Origin of the sequence: Kitasatospora sp. NPDC058492 (genome assembly GCF_042720685.1) — a bacterium.
Taxonomy (GTDB): Bacteria; Actinomycetota; Actinomycetes; order Streptomycetales; family Streptomycetaceae; genus Kitasatospora.
The window spans coordinates 69,368-84,572 of record NZ_JBHXMU010000042.1; the positions used below are offsets into that span (position 1 = coordinate 69,368).

Genomic DNA, 15,205 nt, shown 5'->3' on the forward strand with positions numbered 1-15,205 from the left:
CCGCTCCTGGACCGGCGCCCGGGCCCAGGAGCCCGTCGCGACGGACGTGAGGTTCTCACGGGACTGCGGCGGCACCGAGGAGACGACGGGACCCAGCCCGGTCTGCAGATGGTGGTCGTAGAACGCCGCCAGCACCGACACCGCGTGGTTGACGGTGGCCGGGGCGTAGCCCGACCTCAGGTACGGCTTGCCGGTGGCGCGTTCAGCGATCCCGGTACGGGCGCATCCGGTCGGCGCCGGTCCCGCGCCGGGTTGTGGCACGTCCGCAGCCACAGGACGAAGTCGCGTACGTCCACACAACGCGGCCGGTGAGGTGCCGCGGAACCTGCGGATCAACCTCGTCAGCTCCGCTTCCAGGGCCCGCCCCAGTACGGGGCCGGGTCGGGGGGCGGGGACCGGTGGGTCAGCGGTGGGTGAAGCGGGTGGTGAGGGTGATGGTGGTGAGGCCCTTGATCATTGCGGCTCTGTTCCAGTTCATGCCGAAGCCGTTGCGGTCGACGGTGATCTCGCCGCTGAGGGTCACCTCGTGCGGGCCGGCGGCCGTGGCGCGGGCGGTGAAGGTGAGCGGGCGGGTGGTGCCGAGCACGGTGAGGCTGCCGGTGACCTTGGCGGTTCCGGCGCTGTCGGCGACGACGCGGGTGGCGGTGAAGGTGAACGTCGGATACCTGTCGACGTCGAAGAAGTCCGCGGAGCGCAGGTGGGTGTCGAGTTTGGCCTGCTTGCTGAGGATCGACGCGGCCTCGACGGTCAGTGTGCCGTGCGCGGAGCCGTCGGGGCTGATCTCGCCTTCGCCGCTGAGCTTGGTGAAGGCGGCCCTGATCGTGGCCAGTCCCCACATCGACTTGTGCTTGATCTCCACTGATGACGTGGCCGGGTCCAGGACCCAGGGGCCGGTGCTGAGGTCGGACAGCCTGGTGGAGGGCTGGGTGGGGTCGGTGGTGCGGCGGGTCATGGCGACCGTCTTTCGCGGTGGGGCAGGCAGTGGCGCTTGGGTGGGGTGCGGCGTCGCGGGCTGGTGAGTCGCGCGCCTGCTTCCGCCCGGTGGTGGTGGGGCGGGGCCTGAATTCGGGGGCGTCCGTCGTCGCGGGGGCGTCGCGGGGGCGGCCCTGCCCCGCCCCCGCGACGACAGCAGCGGCGGTGGTGCGGGGCCGGGTTCGGTCCGCGCCGTGCCGGTGTGCGGTCCGCAGGTGCTGGTCAGGCGGAGAGGCCGGCGGCGAGGGCCTTGGCCTTGGCAGCGGCCTGCTCGTGGGCCTGGGCGCGGGAGGCGTCCGACAGGTCGACCAGGTCGGCCATCGCGGGGACGGTGCGGGCCAGGGTCAGTTCGGGCGTGATGACGTCGACCTTGAGGCCGAGCAGGCCTGTCAGCGCCTTCTCCAGGTAGTTGGCCGCGAACTCGAAGTCCTCGCGCGGGGTGCCGGGCGCGTAGGAGCCGCCGCGGCTGGCGACGACGGTGACGGGCTTGCCCGCGACGGAGGAGTTCTCACCGCCGGTGCGGCCCATGATGATCACGTGGTCCAGCCACGCCTTGAGGCTGGAGGGGATCGTGAAGTTGTACATGGGGGCGCCGATGAGCACCGCGTCCGCGTTCTCCAGCTCCGCGGCCAGCTCGGTGCGCAGGGCGAAAGCGGCCTTCTGCTCGTCCGTGTGGTCGGCCGGGTCGGCGAAGGCGGCCGTGATGCCGGCAGCGGTGAGGTGCGGCAGCGGCTCGGCCGCGAGGTCGCGGTAGACGACCGTGCCCTCGGGGTGCTGCTCCTCCCATGCCTTGCGGAAGGTGGCCGTGACCTCGCGGGAGGCGGAGCCGTGGGGCAGGGCGGAGGAGTCGAGGTGCAGCAGGGTGGCCATGGAGGGCTCCAGAGTTAGGGGCGGAGGTTTCTTACGTAGCTAGTAATAACATAGCTACTTACTTTTCTAAAGCTACGTAGGTCGAGGGCTACCCTGGTGGCATGGCGAATCACGGCGAGCAGGCATGCAGGAAGGCCGACGAGGGCATTGCGCGCGTCTTCCAGCTCTTCGGCAAGCGGTGGACGGGCCTGATCGTCGTCACCCTGATCCCGGGGCCCGTGTACTTCGCCGATCTTCGGCGGGCCATCCCGGGCATCAGCGAGCGCATGCTCTCGGAGCGGCTCACCGAACTCGGCGAGGCCGGCCTGATCCTGCGAGAGGTGGACGCCGGCCCTCCGCTGAGGGTCTCCTACCGGCTGACCGAAGCGGGCAACGCGTTGGAGCCCGCGTTGGCCGAGCTGGGGCGGTGGGCGGCCGCGCACCTGAACGGCGGTGCACCCTGCTCCGGTCGGCCGGAGCGGCTCCCGCTCGACGTGGCCGGCGCGGCCGGCGGTGCGTCGGCGGGGTGACCGCCGGGCCGGTCGCGGGGCCGGCGGCGGAGCGGCTCCACCGCGTGCCGCACCAAGGGCGGCGAGTCCCGCGGCGGCGTGCACGCCGGGTGGCGCCACCGGCGGATGCGGCCGGTGAGCGAGATGCCGGTGTAGCGGGCGCCGGTCTGCGCGCCCAGGTCGCTGCTTCAGGCTCGTCGCCGAACCGGAATCAAGGCCCCCGTCGCCGCCGATTTCCGTTCGATTCTCCCGAGGGCCGGGCCCGCTCCAGCACCGAACGGGCCGATCTCGCCCAGTGGCTGACTGTGCGTGCCGACGGTGTTACCCTCCCGAGGGAAGAGAGAGCTGACTCTCACTTGTTGGCCGGGGACGCCGTTCGTCCGCCCTGGCCTGGACGTGCAGGAGAGGGCGGTTCTGCCAAGCGTTCGCTGCTCTTGTGGCCTTTGGCCGGTGAGGAGACCCATCATGACCGCCCCCGCACCGCAGTTACCCTTCGAGCGCCCCGACGCCCTGGACCTGGCGCCGCTGTTCGCGCGTCTGCGCGAGGAAGGTCCGATCACGCGGGTGACGACACCCGCCGGCGACCCGGCCTGGCTGGTGACCCGCTACGAGGAGGCCCGGGAGGTTCTGGGCGACACCCGCTTCTCCCGGCTGCGCCCCGATTCCGAGGGCGCGCCGAGGATCTCGGAGTCGGCGCTGCACACGCGCCCCGCCCCCTCGCCCGAGGAGGAGGACCGCGAGCACACGCGGATGCGGCGGATGCTGGCGCCCGCGTTCAGCGCGCCGCGGATGCGCCGGCTGGGCGAGCGGATCGGGGAGCTCGCCGCATCCTGCCTGGACGCGATGGAGGAGGAGCGCGCGCGGGATCCGGAACGCGCCGTCAACCTGCACGACCACCTGTCGTTCCCGTTGCCGGTGATGGTGATCTGCGAGCTGCTGGGTGTGCCGGTCGCGGACCGGGGCCTGCTGCGCGGCTGGTCGGAGCGGATCGCCGCGCTGTACGGCGGGGCCGACGGCGCCGCGGCCATGGCCGAGTTCGAGGCGTACGTGGCCGGCATCGCCGAGGAGAAGCGGAAGCAGCCGGGGCAGGACGTGATCAGCGACATCCTGGCCGTGCAGGCGCAGGACCCCTCGTTCACCGAGGGGGAGATGACCCGGCTGGCGGTGGGGCTGCTGTTCGCCGGCCACGAGACGACGTCGGCCCGGATCGACCTGGGAGTCCTGTTCCTGCTGAGCGACACCGGCCGGCGGGACCGCTTCGCCGCCGACCCGGAGGCGCTGGCCCGCGCCACCGTGGAGGAGGTCCTGCGGATGGCCTCGCCCGGTGGCCTGGGCCTGACCCGCTACGCCCGCGAGGACGTCACCGTCGCGGGGACCGCGATCGCGCGGGGCGAGGCGGTGCTGGTGGCGATCAACGCCGCGAACCGGGACGGGCGGGTGTTCGAGGAGCCGGACACCTTCGACCCGTCGCGTTCCCCCAACGCGCACCTGGCCTTCGGGCACGGCGGCCACTACTGCATCGGCAACGTGCTGGCACGCACCGAGATGCAGATCGCGCTGACCGCGCTGTTCCGGCGCTTCCCCGACCTGCGGCTGGCGGTGGACGCGCGGAGCCTGCGCGACCACGACGAGCGGCTGGCGGGCGGCCTCAGCGAGGTCCCGGTCCTGTGGTGAGCGGGGAGCAGCCGCGCGAGCGGCCGGTCGCGCGGGTGGAGGCGGACACCTCGCGGTGCGTGTCGTCGGGGCAGTGCGCGGTGACCGCGCCGCTGGTGTTCGACCAGGACGAGGCCGGGCAGGTCGTCGTGCTCGCCGCCGAGCCCGGCGCACGGGCGGCGGAACTGGCCCGCCAGGCGGCCGCCATGTGCCCGGCCTCGGCGATCCGGGTGCATCCGGCGCGCTGATCCGGTGCGCTAGCGGCAGGTGGTGCCGGCCGCCCCCGCAAGGGCGGCCGGCACCCGCCTCGGCGTCAGGGCGTGCGGGTGTGCAGTGCGGGGGCGGGGCAGGGCAGCGGGCGGGCCCCGGCGGGGGTGAGGCCGTCGAGGACGAGGGACAGGTACCGGCGCCAGCCGTCCTCGCGGGGTTCCATCGTCCACAGCACCGAGACCAGCATGACGACGACGCGGTGCAGGTCGTCGGGTACGAGGTCGGCGCGGATCACACCTGCGCGCTGGCCGCGCGCCAGGAGAGCGTCGAGGGCGGTGAAGAACTCCTGCCCGGTCGCCGGGGTCAGGACGCCGGCGGAGCGGGCGGCGGCCAGCACGTTGTAGTCGCCGGCCACCGATTCCAGCGCCGCTTCCAGGACGCGGGCCAGTCCGGAGGCGGGGTCGGGGTCGTGGGCGGCAGCCTGGATGACGGGGCGGACGTTCTCGCCGAAGCGCTCGTCCAGTACGGCCCGCAGCAGCGCGGCCTTGTCGGGGAAGCGGCGGAAGAGCGTGGCGGCCCCGACGCCGGCCCGGCGGGCCACGTCGTCGAGGAGGGCGTCGGGGCCTTGTTCGGTGAAGACCTCCCGGGCAGCCCGGATGATCTTTTCCGCGTTGCGGGCGGCGTCGGCGCGCAGCAGCCGGGGGGAGTCGAGGGCCATTGCGGCAGCCTATCCAAGGGCCGGCGGAACGGCGTCGGACGGTCCGGGGGCGTGGTGGTGTGGGGCAGATGGGGGGAGTGCGCCGGGCGGCGGGGACGCGGGCCGGGCCGTCGCGCTCCCTCCGTGGTTCAGCCGTCCAGGTGGGTGGGCGCGAACATCCGCAGCAGGGCGGGCAGGACCAGCACGTTGGGGCCCGGGGCGGCGAGTGCGGCGGCCAGGTCCCGTGCGAGGTCGTCGGGTGTGGTCATGGCGGCCGGGACGCCGAAGGACTCGGCCAGACGGACGAAGTCCGGGCGGGCCAGTTCGGTGGCGGTGGCCTCGCCGAAGGCGCCCGTCATGTACTCGCGCAGGATGCCGTAACCGCCGTCGTCGATGATCAACCAGGTGACGTTGAGGCCGAGTTGGCGGGCGGTGGCGAGTTCGGCGAGCGAGTACATCGCGCCGCCGTCGCCGGAGACGGCGAGGACCGGGCGGCCGTCCGCGGCCACGGCGGCGCCCAGTGCGGAGGGGTAGCCGTAGCCGAGGCCGCCGGCGCCCTGGGCGGAGTGCATCGCTCCGGGGCGGCGGGCGTCGAAGGCGGACCAGGCCCAGTAGCCGAGGATCGTCATGTCGAAGAAGACCGGCGAGTCGTCCGGTAGCGCGTGGCGAACGGATGCCAGCAAGTCCTGTTCGAGTTCCAGCCCCTGGCCGTCGATCCGCTCCTGGACGCGCTTGAGCAGTTCGGCGGTCACCGCCTCGGCCCGGCCGTCCGGTACGGCGGCCGGCACCGAGTCGGAGAGGGCGGCCAGGGCGAGGCGGGCGTCGGCGTGGATGCCGAAGGCCGGGTGGTTGGCCTCCAGCTTGCCCGCGTCGGCCTCGATCTGGATGATCCGGCCGCGCGGCGCCATGGTGTGGTAGTTGCTGGACAGTTCGCCCAGGCCGGAGCCGACGACGAGCAGGACGTCGGCGTCCTCCAGCAGATCGGTGGTGTGGCGGTCCTCCAGCCAGGACCGCAGCGACAGCGGGTGCTCCCAGGGGAAGGCCCCCTTGGCGCCGAAGGTGCAGGCCACCGGGGCCCGCAACAGCTCGGCCAGCCGCAGCAGTTCGTCACTGGCTGACGCCCGGACCACACCGCCTCCGGCCAGGATCACCGGGCGTTCGGCCTCGGCCAGCAGCACCGCGGCCTCGGCGATCAGCTCCGGGCGGGGGACCGGTGGCCGGGGTTCGGCGCGCAGCCCGGTGACCGGCGGTACGGTCACCGGCGCGAGCAGGACGTCCTGCGGGATCTCCACCCACACCGGCCCGTACGGCGCGCTCAGCGCCGACTCCCAGGCGGCGGCCAGCGCGGAGGGGATCTGCGCTGGGGTCCGGGCGGTGTGCACGGACTTCACCACGTCGCGGAAGCTGGCCTGCTGGTCGACGAGTTCGTGCAGATAGCCGCGCCGTCGCCCACCCAGTCCGGCCGAGGGGATCTGGCTGGAGACGGCGAGCACCGGCACCGAGGCGGCGGCGGCCTCCTGGAGCGCGGCCAGCGAGGTGAGCGCGCCGGGCCCGGTGGACAGGAACAGCGGGGCCACCGTCCCGGCGGTGCGGGCGTAGCCGTCGGCGGCGAAGCCGGCGTTGTTCTCCACCCGCAACCCCACGTACCGCAGGTCGGAGCGGCGCAGCGCGTCGAACAGGCCGAGGGCGTGCTGGCCGGGCAGGCCGAAGACGCAGCGGGCGCCGAGCGTGGCGAGTGACTCGACCACCAGGTCGCCGCCGTTGCGGAGGTGCGTCATGCGCGCACCTCGCCGGTGGCGTCGTGGGACTCCGTGCGGGCGTCGGTACGGGCACCGGCGCGGCCGTCCGGTTGTCCGTCCGGTTGTCCGTCGGTGCGGTCGCCCGCGCCGGCTCGCGGGCCTGGCTCCGTCCGTTCGCTCGCGATCTGGCGGGCCATCAACGTCGTCAGCTCGTAGGCGGTGTGCGAGGCGGCCACCGCGGTGATCTCTGCGTGGTCGTACGCGGGCGCGACCTCGACCACGTCGGCGGAGACCAGGTGGCAGCCGCTCAGGCCGCGCAGGATCTCCAGCAGTTCGCGCGAGGTGAGTCCGCCGGCCTCGGGGGTGCCGGTGCCGGGGGCGTGCGCCGGGTCGAGCACGTCGATGTCGATGGAGATGTACAGGGGGCGGTCGCCGACCCGCTCGCGCAGCTGCTGGGCGACCTCGTCCACGCCGCGCCGCAGGACGTCGGCGGAGGTGACGATGCCGAAGCCGAGCTTCTCGTCGTCGGTGAGGTCCTGCTTGCCGTAGAGCGGCCCGCGGGTGCCGACGTGGGAGAGGGCGGAGGTGTCCAGGATTCCCTCCTCGACGGCCCGGCGGAACGGTGTGCCGTGGGTGTACTCGGCGCCGAAGTAGGTGTCCCAGGTGTCCAGGTGGGCGTCGAAGTGCAGCAGCGCGACCGGCCCGTGCCGGCGGGCCACGGCGCGCAGCAGCGGGAGTGCGATGGTGTGGTCGCCGCCGAGGGTCATCAGCCGGGCGCCGGTGTCCAGCAGTTCGCCGGCGGCCGCCTCGACGGTGTCGACCGCCTCGTGGATGTCGAACGGGTTGGCGGCGATGTCCCCGGCGTCGGCGACCTGGGCGAGCGCGAACGGCGAGGCGCCCTGGGCCGGGTTGTAGGGGCGCAGCAGCCGGCTGGCCTCGCGGATCGCGTTGCCGCCGAAGCGGGCGCCGGGCCGGTAGGAGACGCCGGTGTCGAAGGGCACGCCGACGACCGCGACGTCCGCGCGCGGGACCTGGTCGATCCGGGGCAGGCGGGCGAAGGTGGCGGGCCCGGCGTAGCGCGGTACCCGGGAGGAGTCGGTGGGGCCGAGGGGGCTGTGGGGGGCGTGGGGGCCGGGGACGGTGCTCATGGCTGCTCCTGGAGTCGGTCGGGCGGGGCGTCGTCGGGGCGTTGTCGGGGAGCCGGTGTCGGGCGTCGGGGCGTCGGCGGGCGGACGTTGCGCCGGGTCGACGGGGTCAGTTCGCGTGGTCGGGGGCGATCCGGTCGGCGAGGCGCAGGAGGGCCGCCCAGGCCAGCTCGGCGGCCCGGTCGTCCTGGAGGTCGGAGCCGTGCTCCTGGCCGGTCAGCTGGCGGGCGGTGAGCTCGGCGGTCTCGCGGGACGGCAGGACGAGCGGGCCGCCGCCGGCCTGGGCGGCGATCTGGATCTCGCAGGCCTTGTCCAGGTAGTACATCCGCAGGAAGGCCTCGCCCGGTGTGCGGCCGACGGTCAGCAGGCCGTGGTTGCGCAGGATCAGCGCCGGGTGCCCGCCGAGGTCGGCGACCAGTCGCTCCTGTTCGGCGAGGTTGAGCGCGACGCCCTCGTAGTCGTGGTAGCCGACCCGGTCGTGGAACTCCATCGAGATCTGGTTGAGGGGCAGCAGCCCGTTCCGCTGGGCGGCGACCGCGCAGCCTGCCCGGGTGTGCGTGTGCAGCACGCAGTGGGCGTCCTGGCGGGCCGCGTGGACGGCGTTGTGGATCACGAAGCCGGCCGGGTTGACCGGATGGGGGGTCGGCTCCACCGGGTTCCCGGCCAGGTCGATCTTGACCAGGTCGGAGGCGGTGATCTCCTCGAACAGCAGGCCGTACGGGTTGATCAGGAAGTGCTGCTCGGGGCCGGGGACGCGGACCGAGATGTGGGTGAAGATCAGGTCGGTCATCCGGAAGTGGGCGACCAGCCGGTACACGGCGGCGAGTTCGCGGCGCAGCCGGGCCTCGGTCGGTGCGGTCGGTGCCGTTGGTCCGGGCGGGACGGTCGGTGCGGCGGGCAGGCCCATGAGGCTTCCTCTCAGAGTGCGGCGGCCGGGGCGGTGGCGGCGGGAGCGGCCGGGGTCTCGGCCTGCCCGGCGAGCCGGCCGCGCCAGTGCTCCAGCACGGTGGCGTCGGTCGGGCGGGTGGCCAGGCTGACGGCCAGGTAGGCGACCAGGCTCACGGCGAGGCCGAAGTAGATCGGCTCGTTGGCGAGGACACCCTTGGCGGCCATCAGCGCGATCACGGTGCCGCCGCCCGCGACCATCGCGGCGAGCGCGCCCGGCAGGTTGCCGCGCCGCCAGACCAGCCCGCCCAGGATCGGCACCAGCAGACCGCCGACCAACAGGTTGTACGCGACGGTGAGCGCCGAGATCACGTCGTCCAGGACGCAGGCGACGCCGATCGACAGCACGCCGAGGGCCACGATCGCCAGCCGGTTGGACCGCACCTCGTCATGGTCCGTGGCCGCGGTGCCGGGCCCTCCCTGGCCGACGAGCGTGCGTACCCGGGCCCAGATGTCGTTGTTGGCCACGGTGGCGGAGGCGATCAGCGCGCCGCTCGCGGTCGACATCATCGCGGACAGCGCCGCTGCCAGGACCAGGCCGCGCACCCCGGCCGGCAGTGTGCTCTTCACGATGGTCGCGAACGCGCTGTCGGGGCTGGCCAGTTGGGGGTAGATCGCCTTGGTGGCCATCCCGATCACCGCGCCGGCGACGGCGTACGCCAGGCAGTAGGCGCCGGCCACCGTGCCGCCGTACGTGGCCACCCGGTCGGTGCGGGCGGTGAACACCCGCTGCCAGATGTCCTGGCCGATCAGCATGCCGAAGGTGTAGATCAGCACGTAGGTGAAGATGGTGTCGCCGCCGATCGAGCCGAACGAGAAGTAGCCGGACGGCAGTTCGGCCTTCAACCGGGCGAGGCCGCCGGCCTTCACGACGGCGACCGGCAGCAGCAGGAACAGGACCCCGATGCTCTTCACCACGAACTGCACCATGTCGGTGAGGGTGATCGACCACATGCCCCCGAGCGCCGAGTAGCCGACCACGATGGTGCCGCCGATCACCACGGCAGCCCAGCGGGGCACGTCGAACAGCACGTCGAAGACGCTGGCGTAGGCGATCGTCGAAGTCACCGCCAGCATCAGGGTGTAGACCCACATGACCACGCCGGAGATCACGCTCGCCGCCCCGCCGTAGCGCAGCGACAGCATCTCGGCCACGGTGTACACCCGCAGCCGGGCGATCCGGGCGGAGAAGAGGATGCTCAGCGCCAGCAGGCCGAGCCCGATGGCGAACACCATCCAGGCGCCCGACAGGCCGTAGGAGTAGCCGAGCCGCACGCCGCCGATGGTGGACGCGCCGCCGAGCACGACGGCGGCCATCGTCCCCGTGTACAGCACCGGGCCCAGACGGCGGCCCGCGACGAGGAAGTCCGCCTTCGAGGAGGCGCGCCGCTTGCCCCACCAGCCGACGCCGACGATGCCCAACAGATAGCCGATCATCACGACGTAGTCGAGGGTCATGGGGGGGGTCCTCCGATCCGGCCGGACGCGCTGGGGGAGCGGGCCGGGCCAGGGCTGTGGGTGGGGGAGCAGGCGGGGCAGCGGACGGGGCAGCGGACGGGGCAACGGGCGGGGCAACGGGCGGGACTGGCGGGGCGCACAGGAAAGGCGGGGAACGGGGGGCGAGCCGGGGGTGCCCGAAGGAAAACGCCGTGGGCTGAACCTAAACCGCCCCACCTGGCCTGCAGAAGTATCGGATTCATCCAATATCGTGGGGTCAGATGTGCAAAACCTCCGACGAAAGGCCGCCGGCGTGCCCGACCCAGCCCCCACTCCCGCCTCCGGCAGCCCCGCCGTCCCGCTGACCGTCCTGCTCGCCGACCCCGTGCTCGGACTGCGCCGGATCGCCGGACCGGCCGACGACCGGCTGATCGGCACCGTCGGCACCACCGAGGTCGAGAACCCCGGCCCCTACCTGCTCGGCGGCGAACTGCTGCTCACCGCCGGAGTCCGCCTCCCGAAGGACGCCGAGGGCATCGACGCCTACGTGCGCTGCGTCGTCGAAGCGGGCGCCGCCGCACTCGGCTTCGGCGTCGCACCGGTCTACGACGAGGTGCCGGCCGACCTGGTCGCCGCCTGCGACCGGCACGGCCTGCCCCTGCTGCGGGTGCCCGACGGCACCCCGTTCGTCGCCGTCGGCCGGGCCGCCTACTCGGCGATGGCCGAAGCCGCCCACCGCGGCCTGCGGCAGATCTCCGAAGCCCAGTCCGCACTCGCCTCCGCGGCCGCCCGCCCCGACGCGCTGCGCGCGGTCGTCCAGCAACTCGCCGTGCACCTGGGCGGTTGGACGGCACTGCTGGACGGGCGCGGCGTCGAACTGTTCAGCGCCGGAGCGCGCCCGCCCGTGCCGGTCCTGGCCGAACTGCGCGCCCTCGCCGAACGGACCACCGCGCGCGCCGCAGGCCGCGCCCAGCCGCCGACCGCCGCCGCCCAGCACCACGCCGGGCGGCACCTGACCGTGCGGACCCTGCCCGGCTCGGACGGTTCCGGCGGCCCGCTCACGCTCGTCACCGCCGCCGAGGAACCGCCGACCGCCGTCCACCGGTCCGTGGCCGGGGTGGCCGTGGTGCTGCTCTCGCTGCTCACCAGCCCGCGGCACGCGCTCGGCACGGACGCCCGCAGCGCGGGAGCCCTGGTGCGGCTCCTGCTCGGCGCCGCACCGGAGGAGGCGGCCGCCGCCCTGCTGCCGCCCGACGGCGCCTGGGTGGTCGTGCACGGCCGGCTGACCGGCCGGGCGGGCGGCGGCGGGGAGGCCGTCCAACTCGCCGCCCTCGGCACCGCCCTCGGCACACCGCACCTGCACCTGGACGGGACCTGGCTGCGGGCGCTGCTGCCCGGCTCGGCGGCTCCGGACCGGGTCGTGGACACCGAATCCGCCGCCCGGCTCGGCTGGACGCTCGGCGTCAGCGCGCCCGTCCCCACGGCGGAGCTGAGGATCGCCGACGCCCAGGCCGACCGGGCCCTGCGTCACGCGCTGGCCACCGGTGCCGCCGCCGTCCACCACCGCGAGGCCGTCGGGCCGAGCGTCCACTCCCTGGTCGCCCCCGAGGACGCCGCAGCCCTCGCCCGCAGCACCTTCGCCCCGCTGGCCGCCGCGGGCACCCCCGGGCCGGCCGTGCTCCGGGAGACCCTGCGCACCTGGCTCGCCCTGCACGGCAGCTGGGACCGCACCGCGGCGGCGCTCCAGCTCCACCGAAACACCGTGCGCCAACGCATCGCCCGGGTCGGCGAGTTGCTCGCCGTCGACCTCGGCGACGCGGAGGTCCGGATGGAGCTCTGGTTCGCCCTGCGCTGGCTCCCGCCCGGCGCGAACTGACCACGGGCCGCCGGCGCCGTCCGGCGGCGAGACGTGCGTGCGGGCCCGGTCAACGGCGGGCCAACACGGCGACCTCCCAGCCGAAGCCCACCACCAGCCGGCCATCCGGCGCCACGGCCACCGTGCGGACCGGCAGCGGGAACACCAGTTCCGGCCCGACCTGCTGGCCCGTGGTCAGATCCCCGCCTGCACATGGGCAGCACACCGCCAGGACGCGAGCGCCGGCACACGAACACGAAGCGTCACGTTGGCGCAGGCCCCCTGCCGGGCGTCAGCCGAGGGTGGTGTCGAGGAAGGCGTGCCAGGCGGCGTGGACGCGGGCGGCGTGCTTCCCGCCACCCTCGTTGCCGTCCCCGTCCCCGTCCCCGTCCCTGCTCCCGCTCCCGCCGCCCCCGCCGCCGTCGGCGAGGAGGTCCAGCAGCAGGCCGCGAAGGACGGCCAGCACCACGGTGGGATTCGCGCCGGTGCCGTCCAGGACGCGTTCCAGGGGCGGCAGCCACTCGTCCAGCGAGGCGGTGCCGAAGTCCGGCCAGGGCCCGGAGCCGCCGAAGGCACGGACGTACCCCTCGAAGAACAGGCGTAGCGCGCCCCGGTGCTCGGGCTTCGTCAGCCACTCCCAGAGCAGTTCGAGGGTTTCGCGGGCGTCGCCGCCCTCGGCGTCTATCGTTCCACTGAAACGACTGTTTCAGTGGAAGTGTCCTCCTGGAAGGGATGCCAGCATGGCCGCCACCGCACCCGGATCCGCGACCGTCCGCGAGGCCGTCCGCCCCGGGGACCTCGGCACCGTCGCCGCCCTGCACGGTGTCCTCTACGCCCGCGAGTACGGCACGGACGAGACCATGGAGGCCTATGTCGCCGCCGGGATGGCCGAGTTGGTCCTCGCCCGGGCCCGCGAGGGCGGTGCGGCGCCCGGTCGTCTGTGGGTCGCCGAGCTCGACGGCCGCGTGGTCGGCGCCGCCGGCCTCGTCCGGGCGGACGAGCGCCCGGGCTGGGGCCAGCTGCGGTGGGTGCTCCTCGACCCGGTCGCCCGGGGCCGGGGCCTGGGCGGCCGGCTGCTGGACACCGCCCTGGACGAGGCCCGCGCCCGCGCGTACGAGGGCGTGCTGCTGTGGACCATCGCGGGCCTCGACGCAGCCCATCACCTGTACGCGAAGGCCGGTTTCGAGCTCACCGTCTCCCGTTCCGCCCGCAAGTTCGGCCTGGACACGGTCGAGCAGCGGATGGACCTGCGGCTCTGAGCGGGCGTCTGGCATAGGCGACTGGCACCCTTCCATCTTCCGCTCTTCAGGGCTTCAGGGCTTCAGGGTTTCGGGCCGAGGGAGCCACTCGCCCGGCAGAGCTCCGCGTACCGTCCGGCGTGGGCGAGAAGGTCCGCGTGCGTGCCCGACTCGACGACCCGGCCGCCGTCCAGAACGATGATCCGGTCGGCATGCCGGACGGTGGACAACCGGTGGGCGATCGTGATCGTGGTACGGCCCACGGAGAGCGCGTCAAGCGCTCGTTGGACCGCCTTCTCGGTGATCGTGTCCAGCGCGCTGGTGGCCTCGTCCAGGACGAGGACCGGCGGATTCCTCAGCATGGTTCGGGCGATCGCCAGGCGCTGTTTCTCGCCGCCGGAGAACCGGTACCCGCGCTCGCCCACGATGGTGTCGTACCCCTTCGGCAGGCTTTCGATCAGTTCATGGATCTGAGCGGCTTCGGCGGCGGCCGCCAGCTCACGCGCCGTCGCTCCGGGCTTGGCGAACCGCAGGTTGTCGGCCACGGTCGTGTGGAAGAGATGGGTGTCCTGCAAGACGATGCCGACCGTCTCGGCAAGGGTGGCGAAGCTGAGGTCACGGATGTCGACGCCGTCGATGGTGATCCGACCGCCCGTGACGTCGTAGAGGCGCGGGACCAGATGGCCGAGGGTGGTCTTGCCCGCGCCGGTGGCGCCGATGACCGCCAGCTTCTCACCGGCCGGCAGGTCGAAGTCGACCCCCTGGAGGACGGGCCCCGAAGCCGGGTAGGAGAAGCTCACCTGCTCGAAGCGGACGTGTCCGTGGCGCCCGGCGAGCGGAACGGGATCCCTGGGCTCCGCGACGTCGACCTCGAGGTCCAGGTACTCGAAGACCCGGTCGAACAGGACCATGGAGCTCTGGATGCCGATGCCGGTCTGCAACAGGGTCATGACCGGCCCGAAGAGGCCCTGTTGGAGAGCGGTGAACGCGACGACGGTGCCCACGGATATGGTCGGGCCACCGTGCCCACCGACGATTCCGGCCGTCCAGTAGAACGCTATCGGCATCGCGGCCACGATGATCGAGATGATGGACTGGCGCCATCGCCCGGCCATCGAGGACCGGACGGTCAGATCCGCGAGGTCCCGCGACCGCCCCGCGAACTCCTTGACGAGCGTGTCGGTGCGCCCCATCGTGCGGCCCAGCAGGAAGCCGCTGACCGACAGCGACTCCTCGATCAGGCTGAACATCACGGCGATCAGGCTCTGTTGCTGCTCGACTATCCCGCGCCGCTCCGCGCCGACCTTGCGGCTGATCCCGACGAAGAACGGGAGCACCCCGAGGGACACGGCCGTCAACTGCCAGTTCAGGGAGAGCATCGCCAGCAACGTGGCCACCACCGTGGTGGCACTGGCGACGATCGTGGCGGCCGCGCCGGTCACCGTCGACTGCATGGCTCCGATGTCATTGGCGATCCGGGACTGCACCTCTCCCGTGCGGGTCGTGGTGAAGAAGGACAGGGACATCCGCTGCAGATGCGTGTAGACCGCGGTGCGCAGGTCGTCCATCACCCGTTGCCCCAGCGTGACCAACAGGTAGGCCTGGAGCACTCCGGCGGACGTGCTGGCCACCACCAGGGCGAACATCCCGGCGGCCAACCCGGTCAGCAGTCTGAGCCGGCCCTCGGGCAACGCGACGTCGAAGATCTGCCGCAGCATGAACGGCGGTGCGATTGCGGCCAGCGATCCGGCGGCCACCAGCAGCAGCACGGCGCCGAGCCGGAGCCGGTGCGGCACGAACAGGCCCATGGCCCTGACCAGTGGTGCGTGCCGCCTGTTCTTCCGTTCTCCGGCCAAGGGGCTCCTCCCTTCTCTCAGTCGGACGCGTCCGCCCGGTGCAGGGTGAAGCCGGTGGTCCGCTTCAGCGAGAAGGTCGCGTCGAAGGTCTGCGCGCGGG

General features: G+C 73.4%; 13 protein-coding genes and 1 pseudogene. 5 read left to right on the forward strand and 9 right to left on the reverse strand.

Annotated features, from left to right (window positions below; genetic code table 11):
• Positions 1 to 403: 403 nt before the first annotated feature.
• Both ACFWPI_RS25655 and ACFWPI_RS25660 read right to left on the reverse strand, forming a co-directional pair.
• Positions 404 to 952: a YceI family protein gene (locus ACFWPI_RS25655; protein WP_380373460.1), complete on the reverse strand. Its 549-nt coding sequence runs from the start codon at positions 950 to 952 to the stop codon at positions 404 to 406.
• A gap of 242 nt (positions 953 to 1,194) precedes the next feature.
• A complete protein-coding gene (locus ACFWPI_RS25660) occupies positions 1,195 to 1,842 on the reverse strand; it encodes an FMN-dependent NADH-azoreductase (RefSeq protein WP_380337805.1) in 648 nt (215 codons plus the stop codon).
• A gap of 101 nt (positions 1,843 to 1,943) precedes the next feature.
• Between ACFWPI_RS25660 and ACFWPI_RS25665 the strand changes: the two genes are divergently transcribed.
• The 3 genes from ACFWPI_RS25665 (at position 1,944) to ACFWPI_RS25675 (ending at position 4,231) form a co-directional block, all read left to right on the forward strand.
• Positions 1,944 to 2,351 carry a winged helix-turn-helix transcriptional regulator gene (locus tag ACFWPI_RS25665; protein ID WP_380373464.1) on the forward strand — a complete coding sequence of 136 codons (408 nt, stop codon included), beginning with the start codon at positions 1,944 to 1,946 and terminating at the stop codon, positions 2,349 to 2,351.
• 444 nt (positions 2,352 to 2,795) lie between these two features.
• The gene (locus ACFWPI_RS25670) at positions 2,796 to 4,004 is read left to right on the forward strand and encodes a cytochrome P450 (protein ID WP_380373467.1); all 1,209 of its coding nucleotides are present in this window, start codon (positions 2,796 to 2,798) and stop codon (positions 4,002 to 4,004) included.
• Entirely contained in the window at positions 4,001 to 4,231 is a 231-nt protein-coding gene (locus ACFWPI_RS25675; RefSeq protein WP_380373471.1) for a ferredoxin, read from the forward strand. Before ACFWPI_RS25670 ends, ACFWPI_RS25675 begins: the two co-directional genes overlap by 4 nt.
• 65 nt (positions 4,232 to 4,296) lie before the next feature.
• Here the strand turns inward: ACFWPI_RS25675 and ACFWPI_RS25680 are convergent, their stop codons facing one another.
• From ACFWPI_RS25680 to ACFWPI_RS25700, 5 genes and pseudogenes are all read right to left on the reverse strand, one after another.
• On the reverse strand, positions 4,297 to 4,911 hold the full coding sequence (locus tag ACFWPI_RS25680; RefSeq protein WP_380373474.1) for a TetR/AcrR family transcriptional regulator: 615 nt from the start codon (positions 4,909 to 4,911) through the stop codon (positions 4,297 to 4,299).
• Between the two features lie 128 nt (positions 4,912 to 5,039).
• On the reverse strand, positions 5,040 to 6,668 hold the full coding sequence (locus tag ACFWPI_RS25685; protein ID WP_380373477.1) for a thiamine pyrophosphate-binding protein: 1,629 nt from the start codon (positions 6,666 to 6,668) through the stop codon (positions 5,040 to 5,042).
• Positions 6,669 to 6,799: 131 nt separating this feature from the next.
• Positions 6,800 to 7,777: pseudogene (gene speB, locus ACFWPI_RS25690) on the reverse strand (agmatinase); the annotation flags it as partial.
• 106 nt (positions 7,778 to 7,883) lie between these two features.
• On the reverse strand, positions 7,884 to 8,681 hold the full coding sequence (locus tag ACFWPI_RS25695) for a class II aldolase/adducin family protein (protein WP_380373480.1): 798 nt from the start codon (positions 8,679 to 8,681) through the stop codon (positions 7,884 to 7,886).
• Between the two features lie 11 nt (positions 8,682 to 8,692).
• Complete coding sequence (locus ACFWPI_RS25700; protein ID WP_380373482.1) at positions 8,693 to 10,177, reverse strand: sodium:solute symporter; 1,485 nt, start codon at positions 10,175 to 10,177, stop codon at positions 8,693 to 8,695.
• A 292-nt stretch (positions 10,178 to 10,469) separates the two neighbouring features.
• Between ACFWPI_RS25700 and ACFWPI_RS25705 the strand changes: the two genes are divergently transcribed.
• Positions 10,470 to 12,032: a PucR family transcriptional regulator gene (locus tag ACFWPI_RS25705; RefSeq protein ID WP_380373485.1), complete on the forward strand. Its 1,563-nt coding sequence runs from the start codon at positions 10,470 to 10,472 to the stop codon at positions 12,030 to 12,032.
• A gap of 271 nt (positions 12,033 to 12,303) precedes the next feature.
• Here the strand turns inward: ACFWPI_RS25705 and ACFWPI_RS25710 are convergent, their stop codons facing one another.
• Positions 12,304 to 12,480 carry a hypothetical protein gene (locus ACFWPI_RS25710; RefSeq protein ID WP_380373487.1) on the reverse strand — a complete coding sequence of 59 codons (177 nt, stop codon included), beginning with the start codon at positions 12,478 to 12,480 and terminating at the stop codon, positions 12,304 to 12,306.
• Positions 12,481 to 12,751: 271 nt separating this feature from the next.
• Between ACFWPI_RS25710 and ACFWPI_RS25715 the strand changes: the two genes are divergently transcribed.
• Positions 12,752 to 13,270: a GNAT family N-acetyltransferase gene (locus tag ACFWPI_RS25715; protein WP_380373490.1), complete on the forward strand. Its 519-nt coding sequence runs from the start codon at positions 12,752 to 12,754 to the stop codon at positions 13,268 to 13,270.
• 62 nt (positions 13,271 to 13,332) lie between these two features.
• On the opposite strand, the gene ACFWPI_RS25720 is transcribed toward ACFWPI_RS25715, so the two are convergent.
• Entirely contained in the window at positions 13,333 to 15,057 is a 1,725-nt protein-coding gene (locus ACFWPI_RS25720) for an ABC transporter ATP-binding protein (RefSeq protein ID WP_380425053.1), read from the reverse strand.
• Positions 15,058 to 15,205: the final 148 nt, after the last annotated feature.

Coding starts and splice junctions, on each gene's coding strand:
- ACFWPI_RS25655 (WP_380373460.1), bottom strand. CDS start 952: ATGACCCGCCGCACCACCGACCCCACCCAGCCCTCCACCAGGCTGTCC.
- ACFWPI_RS25660 (WP_380337805.1), bottom strand. CDS start 1,842: ATGGCCACCCTGCTGCACCTCGACTCCTCCGCCCTGCCCCACGGCTCC.
- ACFWPI_RS25665 (WP_380373464.1), top strand. CDS start 1,944: ATGGCGAATCACGGCGAGCAGGCATGCAGGAAGGCCGACGAGGGCATT.
- ACFWPI_RS25670 (WP_380373467.1), top strand. CDS start 2,796: ATGACCGCCCCCGCACCGCAGTTACCCTTCGAGCGCCCCGACGCCCTG.
- ACFWPI_RS25680 (WP_380373474.1), bottom strand. CDS start 4,911: ATGGCCCTCGACTCCCCCCGGCTGCTGCGCGCCGACGCCGCCCGCAAC.
- ACFWPI_RS25685 (WP_380373477.1), bottom strand. CDS start 6,668: ATGACGCACCTCCGCAACGGCGGCGACCTGGTGGTCGAGTCACTCGCC.
- ACFWPI_RS25695 (WP_380373480.1), bottom strand. CDS start 8,681: ATGGGCCTGCCCGCCGCACCGACCGTCCCGCCCGGACCAACGGCACCG.
- ACFWPI_RS25700 (WP_380373482.1), bottom strand. CDS start 10,177: ATGACCCTCGACTACGTCGTGATGATCGGCTATCTGTTGGGCATCGTC.
- ACFWPI_RS25715 (WP_380373490.1), top strand. CDS start 12,752: ATGGCCGCCACCGCACCCGGATCCGCGACCGTCCGCGAGGCCGTCCGC.
- ACFWPI_RS25720 (WP_380425053.1), bottom strand. CDS start 15,057: ATGGGCCTGTTCGTGCCGCACCGGCTCCGGCTCGGCGCCGTGCTGCTG.